General features: G+C 44.6%; 15 protein-coding genes and 1 riboswitch. Of the genes, 10 read left to right on the top strand and 5 right to left on the bottom strand.

What is annotated here, in order from left to right:
- Positions 1–9 precede the first annotated feature (9 nt).
- The gene (locus VB077_RS01740; protein WP_323413488.1) at positions 10–189 is read right to left on the bottom strand and encodes a hypothetical protein; all 180 of its coding nucleotides are present in this window, start codon (positions 187–189) and stop codon (positions 10–12) included.
- Positions 190–193: 4 nt separating this feature from the next.
- Positions 194–445: a type II toxin-antitoxin system RelE family toxin gene (locus VB077_RS01735; RefSeq protein ID WP_323413487.1), complete on the bottom strand. Its 252-nt coding sequence runs from the start codon at positions 443–445 to the stop codon at positions 194–196.
- A 225-nt stretch (positions 446–670) separates the two neighbouring features.
- Between VB077_RS01735 and VB077_RS01730 the strand changes: the two genes are divergently transcribed.
- Complete coding sequence (locus VB077_RS01730) at positions 671–937, top strand: type II toxin-antitoxin system Phd/YefM family antitoxin (RefSeq protein ID WP_323413486.1); 267 nt, start codon at positions 671–673, stop codon at positions 935–937.
- 537 nt (positions 938–1,474) lie between these two features.
- Here the strand turns inward: VB077_RS01730 and VB077_RS01725 are convergent.
- Positions 1,475–2,641 carry a Fic family protein gene (locus VB077_RS01725; protein WP_323413485.1) on the bottom strand — a complete coding sequence of 389 codons (1,167 nt, stop codon included), beginning with the start codon at positions 2,639–2,641 and terminating at the stop codon, positions 1,475–1,477.
- Positions 2,642–2,999: 358 nt separating this feature from the next.
- Between VB077_RS01725 and larA the strand changes: the two genes are divergently transcribed.
- Positions 3,000–4,289, top strand: coding sequence for a nickel-dependent lactate racemase (gene larA, locus VB077_RS01720; protein ID WP_323413484.1), 1,290 nt, complete (start codon positions 3,000–3,002; stop codon positions 4,287–4,289).
- Entirely contained in the window at positions 4,282–5,721 is a 1,440-nt protein-coding gene (locus tag VB077_RS01715; RefSeq protein WP_323413483.1) for a sodium:solute symporter family protein, read from the top strand. The genes larA and VB077_RS01715 overlap by 8 nt, the downstream gene beginning before the upstream one ends.
- 89 nt (positions 5,722–5,810) lie before the next feature.
- Here VB077_RS01715 and VB077_RS01710 read toward each other — a convergent pair whose 3' ends face one another.
- Positions 5,811–6,164 carry a cupin domain-containing protein gene (locus tag VB077_RS01710; protein WP_323413482.1) on the bottom strand — a complete coding sequence of 118 codons (354 nt, stop codon included), beginning with the start codon at positions 6,162–6,164 and terminating at the stop codon, positions 5,811–5,813.
- A 140-nt stretch (positions 6,165–6,304) separates the two neighbouring features.
- On the opposite strand from VB077_RS01710, the gene VB077_RS01705 reads away from it, so the two are divergent.
- Positions 6,305–7,477 (top strand): amidohydrolase, encoded by a 1,173-nt coding sequence (locus VB077_RS01705; RefSeq protein WP_323413481.1) that lies wholly within the window; start codon positions 6,305–6,307, stop codon positions 7,475–7,477.
- 23 nt (positions 7,478–7,500) lie between these two features.
- Here the strand turns inward: VB077_RS01705 and VB077_RS01700 are convergent, their stop codons facing one another.
- Positions 7,501–7,896: a hypothetical protein gene (locus VB077_RS01700; protein ID WP_323413480.1), complete on the bottom strand. Its 396-nt coding sequence runs from the start codon at positions 7,894–7,896 to the stop codon at positions 7,501–7,503.
- Positions 7,897–8,057: 161 nt separating this feature from the next.
- On the opposite strand from VB077_RS01700, the gene VB077_RS01695 reads away from it, so the two are divergent.
- The 6 genes from VB077_RS01695 to mutY all read left to right on the top strand — a co-directional run bounded on the left by VB077_RS01695 (position 8,058) and on the right by mutY (position 16,887).
- On the top strand, positions 8,058–9,545 hold the full coding sequence (locus tag VB077_RS01695) for a DEAD/DEAH box helicase (RefSeq protein ID WP_323413479.1): 1,488 nt from the start codon (positions 8,058–8,060) through the stop codon (positions 9,543–9,545).
- 477 nt (positions 9,546–10,022) lie between these two features.
- A riboswitch (glycine riboswitch) is annotated at positions 10,023–10,116 on the top strand.
- An 81-nt stretch (positions 10,117–10,197) separates the two neighbouring features.
- On the top strand, positions 10,198–10,497 hold the full coding sequence (locus tag VB077_RS01690; protein WP_323413478.1) for an ACT domain-containing protein: 300 nt from the start codon (positions 10,198–10,200) through the stop codon (positions 10,495–10,497).
- 400 nt (positions 10,498–10,897) lie between these two features.
- Positions 10,898–12,265 (top strand): PFL family protein, encoded by a 1,368-nt coding sequence (locus VB077_RS01685; protein ID WP_323413477.1) that lies wholly within the window; start codon positions 10,898–10,900, stop codon positions 12,263–12,265.
- 255 nt (positions 12,266–12,520) lie between these two features.
- Positions 12,521–12,712: an aspartyl-phosphate phosphatase Spo0E family protein gene (locus VB077_RS01680; protein WP_323413476.1), complete on the top strand. Its 192-nt coding sequence runs from the start codon at positions 12,521–12,523 to the stop codon at positions 12,710–12,712.
- Between the two features lie 128 nt (positions 12,713–12,840).
- The gene (locus tag VB077_RS01675; protein WP_323413475.1) at positions 12,841–15,675 is read left to right on the top strand and encodes an EAL domain-containing protein; all 2,835 of its coding nucleotides are present in this window, start codon (positions 12,841–12,843) and stop codon (positions 15,673–15,675) included.
- 51 nt (positions 15,676–15,726) lie between these two features.
- Positions 15,727–16,887: an A/G-specific adenine glycosylase gene (gene mutY, locus VB077_RS01670; RefSeq protein ID WP_323413474.1), complete on the top strand. Its 1,161-nt coding sequence runs from the start codon at positions 15,727–15,729 to the stop codon at positions 16,885–16,887.
- Positions 16,888–17,006 lie beyond the last annotated feature (119 nt).

Raw genomic sequence — 17,006 nt, 5'->3', positions numbered from 1 at the left:
CCTGGAAGATTAGAGTATCCGATACTCGCCGGATTCAACTTCTTTCCGTCCACGCTCGAAAACTTCCTCATCCTCTTTAGTTTTCACGACCTCGAAGTTTTCCTGAATATAGCGGAGCAGTTTTTCCGCTTCGCTATCCTGAATGCCCTCCACGTACTCCTTAATGAGGTCCTTTGCATTTACATTCATGGGCTTACCTCCTATGCTTGTAAGCTTCTTTACGATCATCCACGCCGTATACGTATATTGTACCATTTTTTAGTTCAAATAGTACTCTATACCGACCGATGCGGAGTCGATATTCATTACGGGTGTCAGTCAATTTAATTATATTCCCTTGCCAATTCTTAAGGCCAGGAAGCGCGGATTCTACGGCTTGCCTAACAGTGGGATGGAGCTTCGCGATGTCCTTGTCTGCTGACTTAGTAACGATTACTTGGTACATTGCTCAGCCTCCTTTCGTTAGTGATTTAGCATTTCTAGCTCTTTAATCTTTACGCCGCCTTTCTCCCCAGGTACCCCGGTCGGCTTTGGTCTATGTGATGCAGTTTAACATATATATCACCTCGACACAATCGTAAGCTAACACCGAAGGTGATGGTCAATAGGTGGGGGTATTCCAATGTATATAATAATGCTATAATGATGTACGTGAAGGGAGGCTACAACCATGCCCCAAATAAGACCGATTACTGATTTGAGAAAAACCAATGAAATTTCTGACCTTTGCCATGCCAAGAAAGAACCTATATTCATAACGAAAAATGGCTATGGCGACTTGGTTGTTATGAGCATTGAAACCTTTGATTCCATGCTGGAGGATCGTGAACTCGATGCGGCAATCGCGGAGGCCGAAGCCGAGTATACTTCTGACGGTCAGCTTATAGATGCAAGAGAAGCCCTGTCGAGCTTAAAGAAAAAGCATTTTGGAAGATAAATATGAGCTACTTATCTATGTTCAACCTCATCTATAATGCTTTCTAAATAGCTGTCCAGTTCATCCGGCGTTACTCCGCATTGAAATTTTTCGACATATTTTCGACTTCTGTGTATAATACTAGTATAGAGTGGAAATATCACTCACCGAAAATATTGTTCGCCCACCGTTGGCGGCTTATAAATGATCGGCTCGAAAAATATTGTTCGCCCACCGTTGGCGACGTTAAAAATGATCGGCTCGAAAATAGTAGTGTAGCCCTATCGAAAGATAGGGCTACACTCATAATTAGGTGGTGAATTATGAAATTTCAAGAGGGATATGTTTATCATATCAATGATGAATACTTCACAAGAAGTTCGATCCAATATACAACAGCTCCGGCAACTCACTTATAGAGGTAAAAACGTGGTTTTTCCTGATATAAGACGGTTAGAACAAATCATGTTAGCAGAGCTACAATTAGAGAAAAACTGAATTAACAGAAAAACGCCCTGCGCCAGTTCATCCCTTTAAACTTTCAATGAAAGTCTACCTTTATCTCACCCCATACTTTACCCGATTGCCAAACCTTTGAGAAGTCAGCAGTCCGAGCTTTTCAAACTTCAGCACAAAGCTGCGGATGGTAGCATAGGCGGCGTTACCGAAGTCTTTTTCCAGTTGCTTGGTGGAGAACTGACCGTCCCCATAGACAGAGAGAACAAAGTTCCACAAGTCACGCTCTTTCTCGGTGATTTTGCCGTCCCGCATCGCCTGGGTGAAGATTTGGGGCACGGGCATATCACCGCTTGCGGCATCAATTTTGTCGTATACATTTTCCTTGAAGTAGCGGATAAAGGGCGTCATATCAAGCAGCTTGCTGATTTTGTAGTTTTCTTCGATATTCAGGAAACTGTTGTAGTACTTGCTTTTTGAGTTGTTGATATGTTTAGAATATGCATAAAAAAGCGTTGAGGAAAAGCCTTGCTGTACCAAATACCACAGGTGAACAAGCCGAGCCGTTCTGCCGTTGCCATCAAAATAGGGATGCAGATAGGCAATATAAAAATGCAGCATACATGCCTTGGCAAGTTCGGGAATATCATCCTTTTGGTTTGCGAACTGAACAAGTTCTCCCATGTGGTTTGGCAACAGTTTTGGGCTTAGTCCTTCATGGTAGGGCTTATCGCCCACGATATAAACGGTGTCGTTCCGATAAAAACTACCCTTTGGCAGCTTGTCATCTCTCTCTAAAAAATTCCCGACAGACAGCATATACAGTCGATGCAGGTTTTCCTCGGTAATTTTATTTGTGGGATCACCGATGAATTCAAGCCCTTTTTTCATGCCTAGAATACGATTTTCTTCTTCATTCTCGGGGGCGAATCCCTGTAAAATTTTCCGAACACTATCCCTGTTTGACTGAATGTTTTCAATTTGCAATGTGGAATCAATTTCTTCCTCCATCGCCTTTAACCCAAACGATTCCTTGAAGGTGTTGGCTGCTAATAGCTTTTTCATAATGCTTGTGGGGATAAGACTCTGTGCGGGCAGATATACACAAGGCTGTTCCTCAAAATCTTTCAAAGCTAACTGTGCACAGCTCATCTCCCTCAGTGCTTCGAGCATTTCTGTAACGCTCTCAGGAGAATATTTATACTGCATCTTCTTGAGGTCAAAAAAATGCTTGTCATTGATCATTCTTGCAAGCTCTTTGGCATTCATGGTTGCACCGCCTTTTGATATAAAATGGTATCAATTAGTATCAGTATACCATATAGTATTGACGATCATTTTTTTTCTAACCAATTGTTTTGAAAATATAGACTGTTTGGTTATGCCTTGTCAGGGTATGTTAATTAAGCTAATATAAAACTGTAGATATAAGAAACTGTAGATGTGTAGTAGATGTAGGTCAGTAGTATTGTAGGGTACAGTTCTTGGAAGAATAATGATCGGATTGGAAAACTTAAAATGGGAAGGATGGTAGGAGGTGTAGTGTGCGTCTTTGAAAGCACCCCTATGGGGTGCTTTATTATTTTCTCTATTTTCTTTAGGTTTTACAGTTATTGGAGGAATTTAAATGAAACAAGAGTACAAGCTTAAATATGGTGAAGGATATTTAATGTTTAATTTAGAGCAAGAAAACGTGATTCAAGAGCTGCACGCGCAGGAGATTGCGTGCGTTGATGATGTTGAAAAGGCAGTTCAAGAGATTTTAGATCATCCGGTGGGAACGCAACCTTTTAATGAACATTTTCATGCCGGAGATAAAGTCACGATTGTGGTCAGTGATATCACACGGCTTGTGAAGCTTCATGAATTTCTGCCTTTTATTGTAAAGCGCTTGAACGCGTTAGGAATTCCCGATCGGGATATTTTGATACTGGTGGCTACCGGAACACATCGCAGGCAAACGCCTGAGGAACATAAGACAATCGTGGGGGAGGATCTTTATAACCGGATTGAGATTATCGATCATAATTGTGATGATTCGGAAATGGTCTATGTCGGAACAACACCGCGTGGGACAGAAGTGATTGTCAATAAATGGGTCATGGAACGCAAAGTGATTCTGACCGGGGGTATTGTTCATCATCTCATGGCCGGTTTTGGCGGCGGACGGAAATCGATTCTGCCCGGAGTATCCAGCCGCAAGACAATTGCTCAGAATCATTTGCATGCCCTCGATCCGAATGCTGAACGCTCGAATCCTTTGATTGGGGTAGGAGCTTTAGAGGGAAACCCTTTACATGCGGATATGGTTGATGCGACAGAATTCGTTAACCCGGAATTTCTGGTTAATGTCATTATTCATACGAACGGCAAAATTGCGCGTTTAGTAGGCGGCCACTGGCTGACGGCATGGGAAGAGGGCTGCCGCTGGGCTGATGAAAAATTCGGTGTTCCGATTGAACAAAAAGCGGATTTAGTCATTGCCAGCTGCGGAGGCTTTCCAAAGGATATTTCGCTCTATCAAGGGACGAAAACGTTATTTAATGCTTCCTTGGCGGTTAAACCGGGGGGGACCATCTTAATGCTGGCAGAGTGCCGGGATGGAGCGGGAGCTGATGCGTTTTTCGGGTGGAGTGACCCTCTTCATAGAGGTACATTAGATCCGGAGTTGCGGAAGAACTTTACGATTCCGGGCTATATCTTTTATGCGGCTGTTGAAGCTTCCCGAAAGGCCAACGTGGTTTTGTATTCGACGATTGCTCCGGAACTGGTAAAACCGATGAATATTGTGGGGGTCAACTCCTTAGAGGAGGCTTTGAACGCTGCCGGTGTAAATAAAGAGAAACAGGATATCATCATTATGCCTTACGGCGGGGCAACGATCCCACTGTGGAAGGGACGAGGACGAAATGATTAATATTCCGTTGATTATCGTTTTACTCTATATTGCGGCTCTTTTTGTGATTAGTGTTTTCGCTAAACACTTGGCCAAGGGCTCTGAGGGCTATGTACTGGCCGGCCGTAAGCTGACTACGCCTTTAGTAGCCGTCTCGATTACGGGTTTGGCCATCGGCGGCGCATCCACAATCGGGGTAGCTGAACAAGCCTATAGCGTAGGCTTAGCTGCGGGCTGGTATAATGTGGCATGGGGCGCGGGCGCAATTGCCATGGGCCTGTTTGCAGCCGGAAAATATCGCGAGCTCAATGTAACGACTGTACCCGAGATGTTTGAAAAATTCTATGATGTGAAGGGACGGGCTATCGCCGTAGCGAGCCAAATTACGATTCTTCTGGTCACGACTTCGATGCAATACCTAGCGGGGGGAGCCATCCTGGCATCTATGCTGCCCTCGGTTTTTACCCTGCGCACAGGCATGGTTACAAGTGCACTCGTTTTTATTGGAATTACCTTTGTCGGTGGGATGTGGTCATCAGGACTTTCCAATATCTTAAATGTTGCTCTGATTTATCTGGGGATAGGAATTGCAACAGTCTTAACCGTCAGCGGCCAGGGGGGAATTGCTTCAATCGCAGCGCAAGTTCCCCAAGAGGTTCCTTATTTTCATTTTGTGGATGGTTTAGGTTGGGTCGCGATTGCCAGTTGGTTTGCAGTCATGGTTACGCAATGTTTTTCCGCACAGGGTGTGGTGCAAATCGCATGTGGGGCTAAAGATTCGAAGACAGCGCGGAATGGTTTTGTTATCGGGGGCTTGATGATGCTGCCGATCGGTTTTCTCGCAGCTTTGATGGGTATTGCGGGGAAAGCCATGTTTCCTTCCATGAGCGCGACGTTAGCTTTGCCTCAGATGATTATGTCCTTAAACCCTTATATTGCAGGGGTAACATTAGCGGCGCTATGGGCTGCAGATGTTTCAACCGCCGGAACTTTGCTGCTCGGTTCAGCCACGCTTTTTTCACAGGATATTTATAAAAGGTTTTTAAACCCCGAGTGTGATGATAAGAAACTGATGAGGGTAACGAAGATTGCGGTTATGGCCCTGGGGGCTCTGACCTTTGCTTTAGCCTTAAGCGTCAGCGGGATTGTTAAAACTCTGTTGATCGGCCTTAGCTTAACGACGGCCTTTACTATCGTGTTCTTATTTACGGTATTTTTCCCGGGTATGGCTCGCAAAAGCTCAGCTTTCTACACTACCCTTGTGGGAATTATTGGGTTGGTGCTGTGGCAGTTTGTTCCGGCCATTCGGATTTTCCCGCACGTGATTTATCTTGAATGGATAATTTGCCTTGCGACGTTCTTGGTGGTTCCGCTTTTTGATTCACAGCGGATTCAGTATCCGGCCGGAAAGAAAGTTGTATCGGAATCGGTGACATTTGGGATTAAGGCCTAAAACTTTTAGCCTAATTAAGGACGAGAAAGGATCGTTGCTATTATCTTGCAACGATCCCTTTTGCTTTAAATTCGTTCTTAAAGCTTGATTCAGCTTTTGTAGGTTGAAGGCTGCTTGATGACAGTGAGCAGCATTTTAAAGGCTTTGCGGGCTTCGAGGGCATGGGGGATATCGGAGGGCATGATCACCGTTTCGCCTTCTTTGACGGTAAGGGTTTGATCTCCGATCGTAATATCTGCTTCACCGTCGAGAATTTGAACGATGGCATCACCGGCGGTCGTATGGGTGCTGATTCCTTCTCCTGCATCCAGAGAAAATAAGGTTACATTGACCGCAGGAATCTGAGCAATTGTCATGCTGAGAACCTGTCCTTTTTGATAAGAGATCAAATCCTTAAGATTAAGTACTTGGGAAAATCCAATGTTTTTCATGATATTAGACATACCAAAAAGACCTCCTTCTAATGGGTAAGCTTTAAATGAATAACTTTTGGGTAACTCTATTATAAGCTTCTATTCAGAGAAAGTATGTGATATGGTAGGGAAAAGTATGTGACTTGTGTTATTCTGAAGGAGGGAGAGATGTGAATATCCGTAAATTAGCATGCGAAAATAAAGATTATGTCATAAATTTAAGACGGGAATTCCACCAATTTCCGGAATTGGGTTTTCAGGAGGTTAAAACCTCGCAAAGGATACGGCAAGAGTTAGAGCAGTTAGGAATTCCTTACTCCACCGTTGCCGGCACCGGTGTTGTGGGGATAATTGAAGGGAAAAGACCCGGGAGAACGCTTGCGTTAAGGGCAGATATGGATGGTCTTGCGGTTACGGAACTTAAAGATGTGGATTACAAATCGAGAAGCAACGGTTTGATGCATGCTTGCGGGCATGATTGTCATATGGCAATGCTTTTAGGTGCGGCTAAAGTGTTAAATGAGATGAAAGATCAACTTCAAGGCACTGTAAAACTCATCTTTCAGCCCGCGGAAGAAGTGGCTCACGGGGCCAAAAAGATGGTCGATGAGCGTGCGCTTGAAGGAGTCGACGGGGTTTTCGGAGAGCATGTCTGGAGTGATCTGGAAACAGGACAGGTTTGTGTTCAGGAAGGCGCAATAATGGCCTCAGCCGACTTTTTCAAGATTCATGTCCAAGGAAAAGGAGGACATGGTTCCGCTCCACAGCAAGGGGTTGATGCTGTCCTTGCTGCTTCGGCGATCGTCATGAATTTGCAGTCGATCGTGAGCCGGGAAGTGAGTCCGCTTGAAACGGTGGTTGTGAGTATCGGTTCCATTAATGCGGGAACCGGGAATAATGTGATTGCCAGTGAAGGAACCATGACAGGGACTGTTCGCGCCTTTAACCCTGAGGTTCGAAAACAGCTGCCGGGGATGCTCACACGTATTCTTGAAAATACGGCACACGCGTACCGTGCCAAAGCAACATTGGAGTTTCAATGGGGTTCTGCTTCGATCATCAATGACCCCGAGGCTTCAAGGATCGCGACCCAGGCTGTCCGTAAAGTCGGTGCTCAGCCGGTAGATTTTAAGGTCACGGCGGGAGAAGATTTTTCGGAATATATGAATAAGGTATCAGGGGTATTTGCCCTAGTAGGTGTAAGAAATCAAGAAAAAGGAGCGGTCTTTCCCCAACATAATCCCCATTACGATGTAGATGAAGATGCGTTAGAAGTCGGAACCGCTCTTTATATTCAGTATGCATCGGACTTTTTAGAAGCGAGTGGCAATGGCGGACAATAGACGGAAAAGTTGTTCTGTACTCTTTATTCCTTACTCTTTACAAGCAAGCGATTGGACATATTTTTACCATAGACAGATATTTCACCCTTGACGCCTCCGGTACGAAGATTCTTTACGATTTCAGCGGCAAGCTCTTGGCCATTTTGATCGGGGAAGATATAGGTATTAAGCGTGATCTGATTTTCTGTCGTTTCGATACTTTCGACTAAGGGAAACCAGCGGGCATGCCTGAATTCTTCTTCGATGTAATCTTTTGATTGGGTATCAACAAATTGTACAGGAATGGTTAAGGGGAGTATATTTGTTAATCCGATGATAAATAAGCTAACTGAAAGAGCGATAATCAATATACCGACGGAAAGATTACTGACTAAATATGTATGCTGGCGCTGTTTTCTTGAAGAATAGCTATCAAGCATTTGGATTGACCTCCATTTATAAACTCATTACATACATAATATAGTACGGCGCATCGACAAATTTTTGTAAGGTAGGGCAAATGCTCGTTTTGGATTTGAGAAGCCGGGTAAAACTAAGAATGTAAATCCTAAAATTATTAAAAATGCAAGGAGACGTTTAAATGGCTACATTTCGCGAATTAGGTTTAAGTGAACGGGTGCTTAGCTCCGTGGAAAATATGGGTTTTGAAGAGGCAACTCCGATTCAAGAACAAACGATTCCCAAAGCGCTTGAAGGAAAAGATGTGATTGGGCAGGCTCAGACAGGAACAGGCAAGACCGCAGCCTTTGGTATTCCTTTGGTCGAGAAAATTGAGGCCGGAACTGAGCAGATTCAAGGTATTGTTCTGTCACCGACGCGTGAACTCGCGATGCAGGTTGCCGAGGAATTGAATAAAATAGGACAGTTTAAGGGGATCCAAACCTTACCCATCTATGGCGGACAGGAAATTGACCGGCAGATTCGGGCGTTAAAGAAAAGACCGCAGATTATCGTGGCTACCCCGGGCCGATTAATGGATCATATGAGACGCAAAACGATTCGCCTCGGTGAGATCAAGATGGTTGTCTTAGACGAGGCAGATGAAATGTTGAATATGGGTTTTATTGAAGATATACAGACGATTCTGGAAGAAGTCCCGGAAAACCGCCAGACCTTGCTTTTCTCGGCGACGATGCCCAAAAGCATTCAGAATTTGGCGCAGCGCTTTATGAAAGAACCGGAGTCGATCAGCATTAAGGCTAAAGAGGTCACGGTTGCGAATATTGAGCAAAACTACCTTGAGGTTCCGGAAAAACAAAAATTCGATGTGCTTTGCCGGCTTTTAGATATGCAGTCACCGGAGTTAGCGATAGTGTTTGGCCGCACGAAGCGCCGGGTGGATGAACTTTCGGAAGGGTTAAATAAACGAGGCTATTCCGCTGAAGGAATTCACGGTGATTTGACACAGAGTAAACGCGATAGTGTCATGCGTCAATTTAAAGAAGGAACGATTGAGATTTTGGTAGCTACGGATGTAGCCGCCCGGGGTTTGGATATCAGCGGTGTGACCCATGTCTATAATTTTGATATTCCACAAGATCCGGAAAGCTATGTCCATCGGATTGGGCGAACCGGGCGGGCGGGAAAAACGGGATTGGCGCTAACCTTTGTGACTCCGCGTGAGATAGGGCAATTGCGCATGATTGAACAGATCACAAAACGGAAGATGACCCGCATGCCGATTCCCACCCTAGTCGAAGCGATTGAGGGTCAGCAGCGGATCACAATGGAGAAGTTACAGCGTGTGATTGATGAGGAAGATATCAGCCCTTATCGAGGACTGGCAAAGGATTTGCTGGATGAAACAGATTCAGTGACCTTGTTGGCGGCAGCTCTAAAAATGTTAACCAAGGAACCGGATAGGGTGGAGGTTCATTTAACTGAAGTTGCTCCGCTGCGCTCAAGGGCTGCTTATCGTGGCGCTTATGACCAAAGAGGGCATGGAAGAAATGACAAGGGACGAAATAATCGGTCCTATGGGAATGACCGGGGCGGTTTTAACAAAGAACGGGGCAGACGGGATAGTAAGCGAGGCGGCTGGAAACCAAACTCTTTTCCGAAGGATTAAGTGAATATAAAAGACCAGGGGCTGTTGCAAAACCTATGGTCATGTAGTTTCGCGCATATCCGTACCTTCGGGCGTGAATCTCCACCGGAGACTCACGTACTCTTGCGCTCTGGGACTGGTTCACTTCGCCTTCGTAGCAGCTCAGCCAAACCTCTGGGAAATACCTGATGTGAACCCCTGGCTGCGCTACGCTACGAAAGCTTTGTTCACCTGTACGTCCCTCCGCGAATCGTTCACTTCTATGCGCGAAACTACGCTTTCGGGACTTTTGCAATAGTCCATAATACGAAAAAGGGGCTGTTTTGCGACAGCTCCTGATCTTTTTCCCTGAAGCAGGGTTATAAAAATAGGGTCATGGCCTCTGTTTCATTTTTCATATTGAAATTAGGTGCGTTTATGCGATATAATTTAGTCGAATTTTATAATAAAGATAAACTGGATGATGCTTTGCAGGAGAGCGGCTGCTTCACTGTAAGCGGACAGATCTCTGGAGAGTTCCGCTAAGGACGCCGAAGGGGCAAACAGCTTAAAGGCTGCAGAATCTCTCAGGCAAAAGGACAGAGGGTATAACCTTAAAATTCTCCAGGTCTTATCCAAAGGGATAAGACTTTTTATATTATTTAATTTACACGGATTGAAGGGAGTCAAAGAAATGAACAACAACCATAATAATGAAAAATCTAATCGAGTCATTGTCACAGTTATCGGAAAGGATCAGATCGGAATTATTGCATGGGTGACGGGACGTTTAGCGGAATATTCGGTAAATATCCTTGATATCAGTCAGACGATTCTTCAAGACTTTTTCACGATGATGATGGTGGTCGATATGAGTCAATCTTCGATTTCCCTCGGGGAACTCTCCAAGAGGTTGGATCAAGAAGCGCAAAAACGCGGACTCAAAGTTTCTGCCCAGCATGAAGATGTCTTTACGTTTATGCATCGTATCTAAGAGGCTTGAGAACACGAAAGTGTCCGGTGGACATTTTCGCCCAAGGCGGAATTCTGCAAATGATTCTTATCCGCCGCAGGCAGCAGCGATTTGATGTGAAAAGCTTTTCGCACATCCGCTCACTTAGGTTCACTAAAACTGCCACAAAAAAGTGATCTTGTTTGGGTCGTGCAGCTGCACGCACATCTGCTCACTCAGCACTCCAGGGCTAGCGCACTCGCTCCCGCAGCAGCTCAGCCAAACCTCAGGGTACTACCTGAAGTAAACCACTGGCTTCGCTAAGCTGCGGAAGCATTGTGCGCTGAATCGCCCTTCCGCGCAAATCGTTCACTTCTGTGCGTGCAGCTGCGCTTCCGGGTCACATGCACTAAACAAATACTTAAGTTAGGAGAGAACAATAATGACTCTTAATATAACACCTCAAGAGATAATGCGAACCCTTGAAATGGTTGAACAGGAGAATCTAGATATCCGTACCATTACGATGGGGATTTCTCTGCTCGATTGTGCGGGGGATAATGTAACTTCTGTAGAGAAGAAAATCTATGATAAAATCACTCGCCGCGCTGAAAATCTTGTGAAAGTGGGCGAAGAACTCGCCGAGCGATATGGGATTCCGATTGTCAATAAGCGTGTTTCGGTTACCCCAGTGGCCCTTTTAGGATCAAGTTTTAAGCCGGAGGAGATGGTTCGTCTTGCCAAAGCCCTTGATCGAGCGGCCAAGACAGTAGGTATCAATTTCCTCGGAGGATTTTCCGCCCTTGTTCAAAAAGGGTTCACCAAGGGAGATGAAGCACTGATCGAAGCAATCCCCCAAGCGCTTGCGGAGACAGAATTTGTATGTTCGTCAGTTAATATCGGCTCGACTAAAGCGGGTATTAATATGGATGCCGTTCTTAAAATGGGCCATACCGTTTTGGAAAGTGCGCGGCTGACAGCTGATCAGGACGGGATCGGAGCAGCTAAGCTGGTCGTTTTCTGTAATGCTCCGGAGGATAATCCATTTATGGCAGGCGCCTTCCACGGAGTGGGTGAGCCGGAAACGGTCATCAATGTGGGAGTAAGCGGACCCGGTGTTGTTGCCAAAATGGTAGAAAAAAATCCGGACGCCGATTTGGGAGAATTGGCTAATTTGATTAAACGAACGACCTTTAAGATTACACGGGCCGGAGAACTCATTGGCCGTGAAGCTTCGAAGGCATTGAACGCTCCGTTCGGAATTGTTGACCTATCCTTGGCTCCTACGCCGGCGATTGGAGATAGTGTGGCCGAAATATTAGAAAACATGGGTCTTGAACGCTGTGGTGCCCATGGAACAACGGCTGCCTTAGCGATGCTCAATGATGCCGTGAAAAAAGGGGGGGCGATGGCATCTTCCCATGTCGGAGGATTAAGCGGAGCCTTCATTCCTGTTTCTGAAGATGCGGGGATGGTCTATGCCGTAGAAACCGGAGCTTTAACTTTGGCTAAACTTGAAGCCATGACCTGTGTTTGTTCCGTGGGACTCGATATGATTGCCATCCCCGGAGATGTAGAACCGGAAACGATTGCCGGAATTATTGCCGATGAAGCGGCAATCGGGATGATCAATAAGAAAACAACTGCGGTTCGCGTGATTCCGGCGATAGGAAAGAAAGCGGGAGATCGTGTTGAGTTTGGCGGATTGCTTGGCGGGGCACCTGTTATTCCGGTCAATCCGTTTTCGGCGCGCCAATTCGTACGGCGGGGCGGTAGGATACCCGCTCCTATTACCAGCTTGTCAAATTAAAAGAGTGAGATAGATTTAAGCCGATGAACCTTTATAAAAGGGCATCGGCTTTTTAATGTAATTATTTCTTTGCTTTTGCTAAAAAATAGCAAATATTTAAGATAATTTACTAGAAAAATAAAATAATGATGGTATAATATGGTTTAAGGGGAATAATTTAGAGCAAATGGATATTTCCCTAATAAAACTGACTCAGGTTAGGATATTGCTAGGTAGTAAAGCCCATCTTCTTTAGAAAGGGCGGGAGAGCATATCATGACTGGTACGTTAGAAGAAAGAAGCGAAAATCCGATGCAGGCAAGTGTATTATTAAATCAAATTAATGAGCAGAGAAATCGGCTTTACATACTGGCTAATAATCGAATGTTAATTGATCCGGAGGTGGTTCGAATGAGTCAGGAGCTTGATCAATTGTTGAATCTTTATCATACGTTAATAACACATTAAATTCCCATGCTGAATCCAAGCGAATTCAAATTAAGCTTTGAAATAACTTGGATTTTTTATTTATAAACGAATGTAAAAGCGCTTTGGGGAAATGAAATCGAGTAAAGTAATTTCTGAGGGGGATGATCATGAAAAAGGGATTTAAGAACAAGATACCTCTAAAGATAACGCTGCTCTATGCACTTCTGGGAGGAGCCTGGATCTTATCTTCCGATCAGTTTCTTAAATCACTTGGACTTGATCAGCACTTATTAACATGGGCACAAACTGAAAAAGGATGGGCTTACGTTTTAGTGACATCTTTTTTTCTATACGGAATGATCAATCAATCGGTACGATCTTTGAAAGCTTCAGAAGAAAAGCTATCTAAAAGTTATTCTCAATTAGAAAAGGTTTATAAGGAACTCGGTGCAACACATGAGGAACTTCTGGCTGCAGAAGAGGAACTGCGGCAGCAATTTGGGGAGCTTCGGGAGCGGGAAAACTATTACCGCGGGATTTATGAAGGGGTTTCCAGCGGAATTATGGTTCTCAGTGAGAACGGCAGTTTAATTCATGCCAATGATTCTGCTAAGCAGGTTTTTGATTACAAGACGGGTTTGAAATATAGTGTTCAGGAAAAGGAATTGTCTTGGGAGGAATTGGTTCAGAAATTTGTGCAAGGTACGGATCAGGAGAAAAATTTATTCATCAAAGTCGTTGAAAAGAATGGGCATAAGCACTGGCTGTGGGTCAATAGAGATTCCATCGAGAATACAGAGACCCATGAAAAGAATACTGTCCTCACTTTTGTCGATCAAACAGAGGAAAAAAGAACGGAGATGATAACATCAATTCTGAACGAGATTGATAAAATGGTGCTTGCGGGGACATCCTTTAAGTCAATCTCGGAAATACTTTGTCAGCGCATGGTCGAAAAATTAGACTTCATATTCGCTTGGGTGGGCTCAAAAGAAGACGATGGTAGGGTTGTTGTCCAGGCTTCTGCGGGAATAGAGGCTTTGAGCTCTTTAGATGTACGCTGGGACGAGTCGGAATATGCTCAGGGTGCAGCCGGCAGAGCAATACGGCAGGGCAAGCCTCAAACTCTGTCTGTAGAAGGAAATCCAACGTATAAGGCTTGGAGTGGTTTTGAGGGGAGCGGTATCTGCTCAGCAACTGCATTCCCGCTTCTTCACGAGGAAACGGTTTTGGGAGTTTTTGTTCTCTATTCCGATCTTCCGGACTATTTTAATTCCAAACGCATACAGGTTTATTCCCATTTTTCGTATCAGTTGGCCCATGCATTTGCTCTGATCAAAGAACGGGAGCGTTTAGAGCGTTTTCAAATTCTCGCTGATCATGTGAATGATGCGCTCTTTTTTGTAAGTACAGAGGGCAGGATAATTGATGTCAATGAACCGGCAGAAAGAATGTATGGCTATACTCGGGAGGAACTATTAAACATAGACATTCGAACCTTTGGATTTTCTAAGGAAGAGCTGAAGCGCGAATACTTATCAAAAAAGGACGAATATCAATGGGAATCTGTCCATTTTACGAAGGAAGGAAGAGCCTTTCCTGTTGAAATAAGTTCCATGAGTGCCAATCTCAAGGGACAGCCTATACTGCTGGGTGTAATTCGCGATATTTCCGAAAGAAAAAAGGCCGAGGAGGCAATCTGGCATAAGGCCCATTATGATGCTTTAACCGAACTGCCTAATCGGCTTTATTTTACTAAACTTTTAGATAATGCACTTAATCAGGCGAAAGCAAAGCAGCATAAATGTGCAGTGCTTTTCCTTGATCTTGACCAGTTTAAACTGATTAACGATACGATGGGACATAATATCGGCGATCAGTTGTTACAACTTGTGGCAAAGCGAATGGAAGGTTTAAATCTTGAGGGGACGCTTGGACGCTTAGGCGGTGATGAATTTGTTATTCTCTTAGCCGAACTTAAGCAGACAGAAGAGGCTGCTTTGGCCGCAGAGAAGATTATCCAGGCTTTTGTATCGCCTTTTCAGATCGAGGAAAATGAGGTCTATATAACACCCAGCATCGGAATCAGTATTTTCCCGAATGATGGAGAGGACCGAGAAACGCTGCTCAAACAAGCGGATACGGCTATGTATTATGCTAAGGAGCAAGGACGCAATAATTATCGGTTCTTTACGAGCATGCTTAATGCAAGGATTCAGGAAAAGGCTGCTTTAGGCAATCTTTTGCGCAAAGCGCTTGAACAGAAAGAGTTTTGCCTGTATTATCAGCCTCAAGTAGATATTCATACAGGCCGCATTAAGGGAATGGAAGCTCTTATCCGTTGGAATTCTCCAATCAAGGGGGAAGTATCCCCGGGAGTATTTATTCCGATTGCTGAAGAAAACGGTTTAATTGTTCCGATCGGGGCTTGGGTTTTGCGGTCGGCTTGTGTTCAGAACTTTAAATGGCAGAAGATGGGTTATCCGTTTTTGCCTATTTCGGTTAATATTTCGGCCCGTCAATTCCGTGAACCGATGTTTATCGAAAGTATTGCCGAGGTGCTGGAAGAAACGGGTTTAACTCCGGAGTGGCTGGAGATTGAGATTACGGAAAGTATTGCTATGGAGAATATTGAAAACTCGAGGAAACAATTGAATCGTCTCAAAGAGCTGGGAGTGACGGTTGCGATTGATGATTTTGGGACAGGGTATTCTTCCTTAAAATATTTACGTAAACTCTCTATTGATACATTAAAAATTGATCAATCTTTTGTCCAAGATATCGGAAAGAATGAGAATGGGGAGGCAATTGTCATTGCAATCATCCAGCTGGCTCAGAACTTAAATATGAAAGTGATTGCCGAAGGGGTTGAAACAGAAGCCCAAATGTCTTTCCTTAAATATAAGGGCTGTGATGAGATGCAAGGCTATTATTATTGCAAACCCCTTCCGGCTGGACAGATAGAAGACTTTTTAAAGAAGGAGAAAGTATCCTTTGCCTAAATGCGCAAGAGGAGTTTTTTCTGTTTTGCTTGACTTAAAGGAGATGTACAAATGAAGGTATGGCCGAAGGAGCTTTTACAGTGGTTTTGGAAGGTTAAACGGGATCTGCCCTGGCGCAAGACGAAGGATCCCTATGCGATTTGGGTATCTGAAATCATGCTGCAACAAACTCAGGTGAAAACCGTGATTCCTTATTATTTGGCTTTTCTGGAACGTTTTCCGTCCGTTCGAAGTTTGGCGAAAGCTGAGCTTGAGGAGGTTCTGGAGAGCTGGAGAGGACTGGGGTATTACACGCGTGCCCGCCATCTTTGGGAGGGAGCCCGCTTTATTATGGAAAATGAGGAAGGAAAGTTTCCGGAAAGTTATAAGAGTTTGTTAAAAATTCCCGGGGTTGGTGAGTATACGGCAGGTGCAATCGCCAGTATTGCCTTTAAGGAAAGGGTACCGGCTATTGATGGAAATGTAAATCGGGTGCTGGCTCGGATGCTCGCTTGGGAGGAACCTACAGGGAAAGTGAAGAGTCGTCGTGCTTTTCATGATCTAATCCTAGATGATCAGCCGAAGGATTATCCCGGAGACTTTAATCAGGCGTTGATGGAACTGGGAGCCACCCTTTGTACTCCCAAAATCGTAAAATGCGAGGAATGTCCTCTTAATATGGCGTGTGAAGCACACGAATTGGGGCGGGAGCTTGCTTACCCGGTAAAACAAGGACAACAGCGGGTGACCGAAGCGCTGCGCTTAACCTTGATCCTTCGCCGGGGGGATCAGTTTGCGATTAAGAAGCGTCCGTCAGAGGGACTCTTAGCCAATCTTTGGGAGTTCCCCGGAAAAGAAATTGTTCAAAACGATATTATGACAAAAAAGGAGCAATCGTGGCCTGCTGCTGTTGCGGAGCCCGCTGAAGATTCTCATCATGTTGTCATGAATGCGCAAGTTTGGTATGAAATTTATCAACGGGTGGTCAAAGATCGCTCTCAGGATAAAGAAGTCAGGGATATGTTAGAACAACAGCTTAAGGTTAAGGGACCCATTTATCATGTTTTTAGCCATCGCCGCTGGGAAATGTATTGGGTTGTTATACAATGCCCCAAAGAGATGCCGCATCAAGAGGATATCCGTTGGGTCACTTATCAAGAGCTTGAAAAAATAGCATTTCCCGTGGCATTTCAAAAGGTGCTTGAGGAGGTCAAGTCTGAAATAATCAGTTAGGGGTACCAGCAAAATCAAGTGAGCACAGCAAAGCAAGCCATCGGTTGATGACTTAAAAATCTAGATTTGCAAGAAATTAAGAGGCTGCGCGAATGTGATAACCTTGGGTTCTAGCCAAG

Origin of the sequence: Desulfitobacterium sp., assembly GCF_034927245.1 — a bacterium.
Classification (GTDB): domain Bacteria; phylum Bacillota; class Desulfitobacteriia; order Desulfitobacteriales; family Desulfitobacteriaceae; genus Desulfitobacterium_A.
Note: the sequence above shows the minus strand (reverse complement) of the source record. Positions and strands in the feature narration are given on the sequence as shown.

Excerpts from the sequence above, each read along its gene's own strand:
- VB077_RS01740 (WP_323413488.1), bottom strand. The coding sequence starts at position 189 with ATGAATGTAAATGCAAAGGACCTCATTAAGGAGTACGTGGAGGGCATT.
- VB077_RS01735 (WP_323413487.1), bottom strand. The coding sequence starts at position 445 with ATGTACCAAGTAATCGTTACTAAGTCAGCAGACAAGGACATCGCGAAG.
- VB077_RS01730 (WP_323413486.1), top strand. The coding sequence starts at position 671 with ATGCCCCAAATAAGACCGATTACTGATTTGAGAAAAACCAATGAAATT.
- VB077_RS01725 (WP_323413485.1), bottom strand. The coding sequence starts at position 2,641 with ATGAATGCCAAAGAGCTTGCAAGAATGATCAATGACAAGCATTTTTTT.
- larA (WP_323413484.1), top strand. The coding sequence starts at position 3,000 with ATGAAACAAGAGTACAAGCTTAAATATGGTGAAGGATATTTAATGTTT.
- VB077_RS01715 (WP_323413483.1), top strand. The coding sequence starts at position 4,282 with ATGATTAATATTCCGTTGATTATCGTTTTACTCTATATTGCGGCTCTT.
- VB077_RS01710 (WP_323413482.1), bottom strand. The coding sequence starts at position 6,164 with ATGTCTAATATCATGAAAAACATTGGATTTTCCCAAGTACTTAATCTT.
- VB077_RS01700 (WP_323413480.1), bottom strand. The coding sequence starts at position 7,896 with ATGCTTGATAGCTATTCTTCAAGAAAACAGCGCCAGCATACATATTTA.
- VB077_RS01695 (WP_323413479.1), top strand. The coding sequence starts at position 8,058 with ATGGCTACATTTCGCGAATTAGGTTTAAGTGAACGGGTGCTTAGCTCC.
- VB077_RS01690 (WP_323413478.1), top strand. The coding sequence starts at position 10,198 with ATGAACAACAACCATAATAATGAAAAATCTAATCGAGTCATTGTCACA.
- VB077_RS01685 (WP_323413477.1), top strand. The coding sequence starts at position 10,898 with ATGACTCTTAATATAACACCTCAAGAGATAATGCGAACCCTTGAAATG.
- VB077_RS01680 (WP_323413476.1), top strand. The coding sequence starts at position 12,521 with ATGACTGGTACGTTAGAAGAAAGAAGCGAAAATCCGATGCAGGCAAGT.
- VB077_RS01675 (WP_323413475.1), top strand. The coding sequence starts at position 12,841 with ATGAAAAAGGGATTTAAGAACAAGATACCTCTAAAGATAACGCTGCTC.
- mutY (WP_323413474.1), top strand. The coding sequence starts at position 15,727 with ATGAAGGTATGGCCGAAGGAGCTTTTACAGTGGTTTTGGAAGGTTAAA.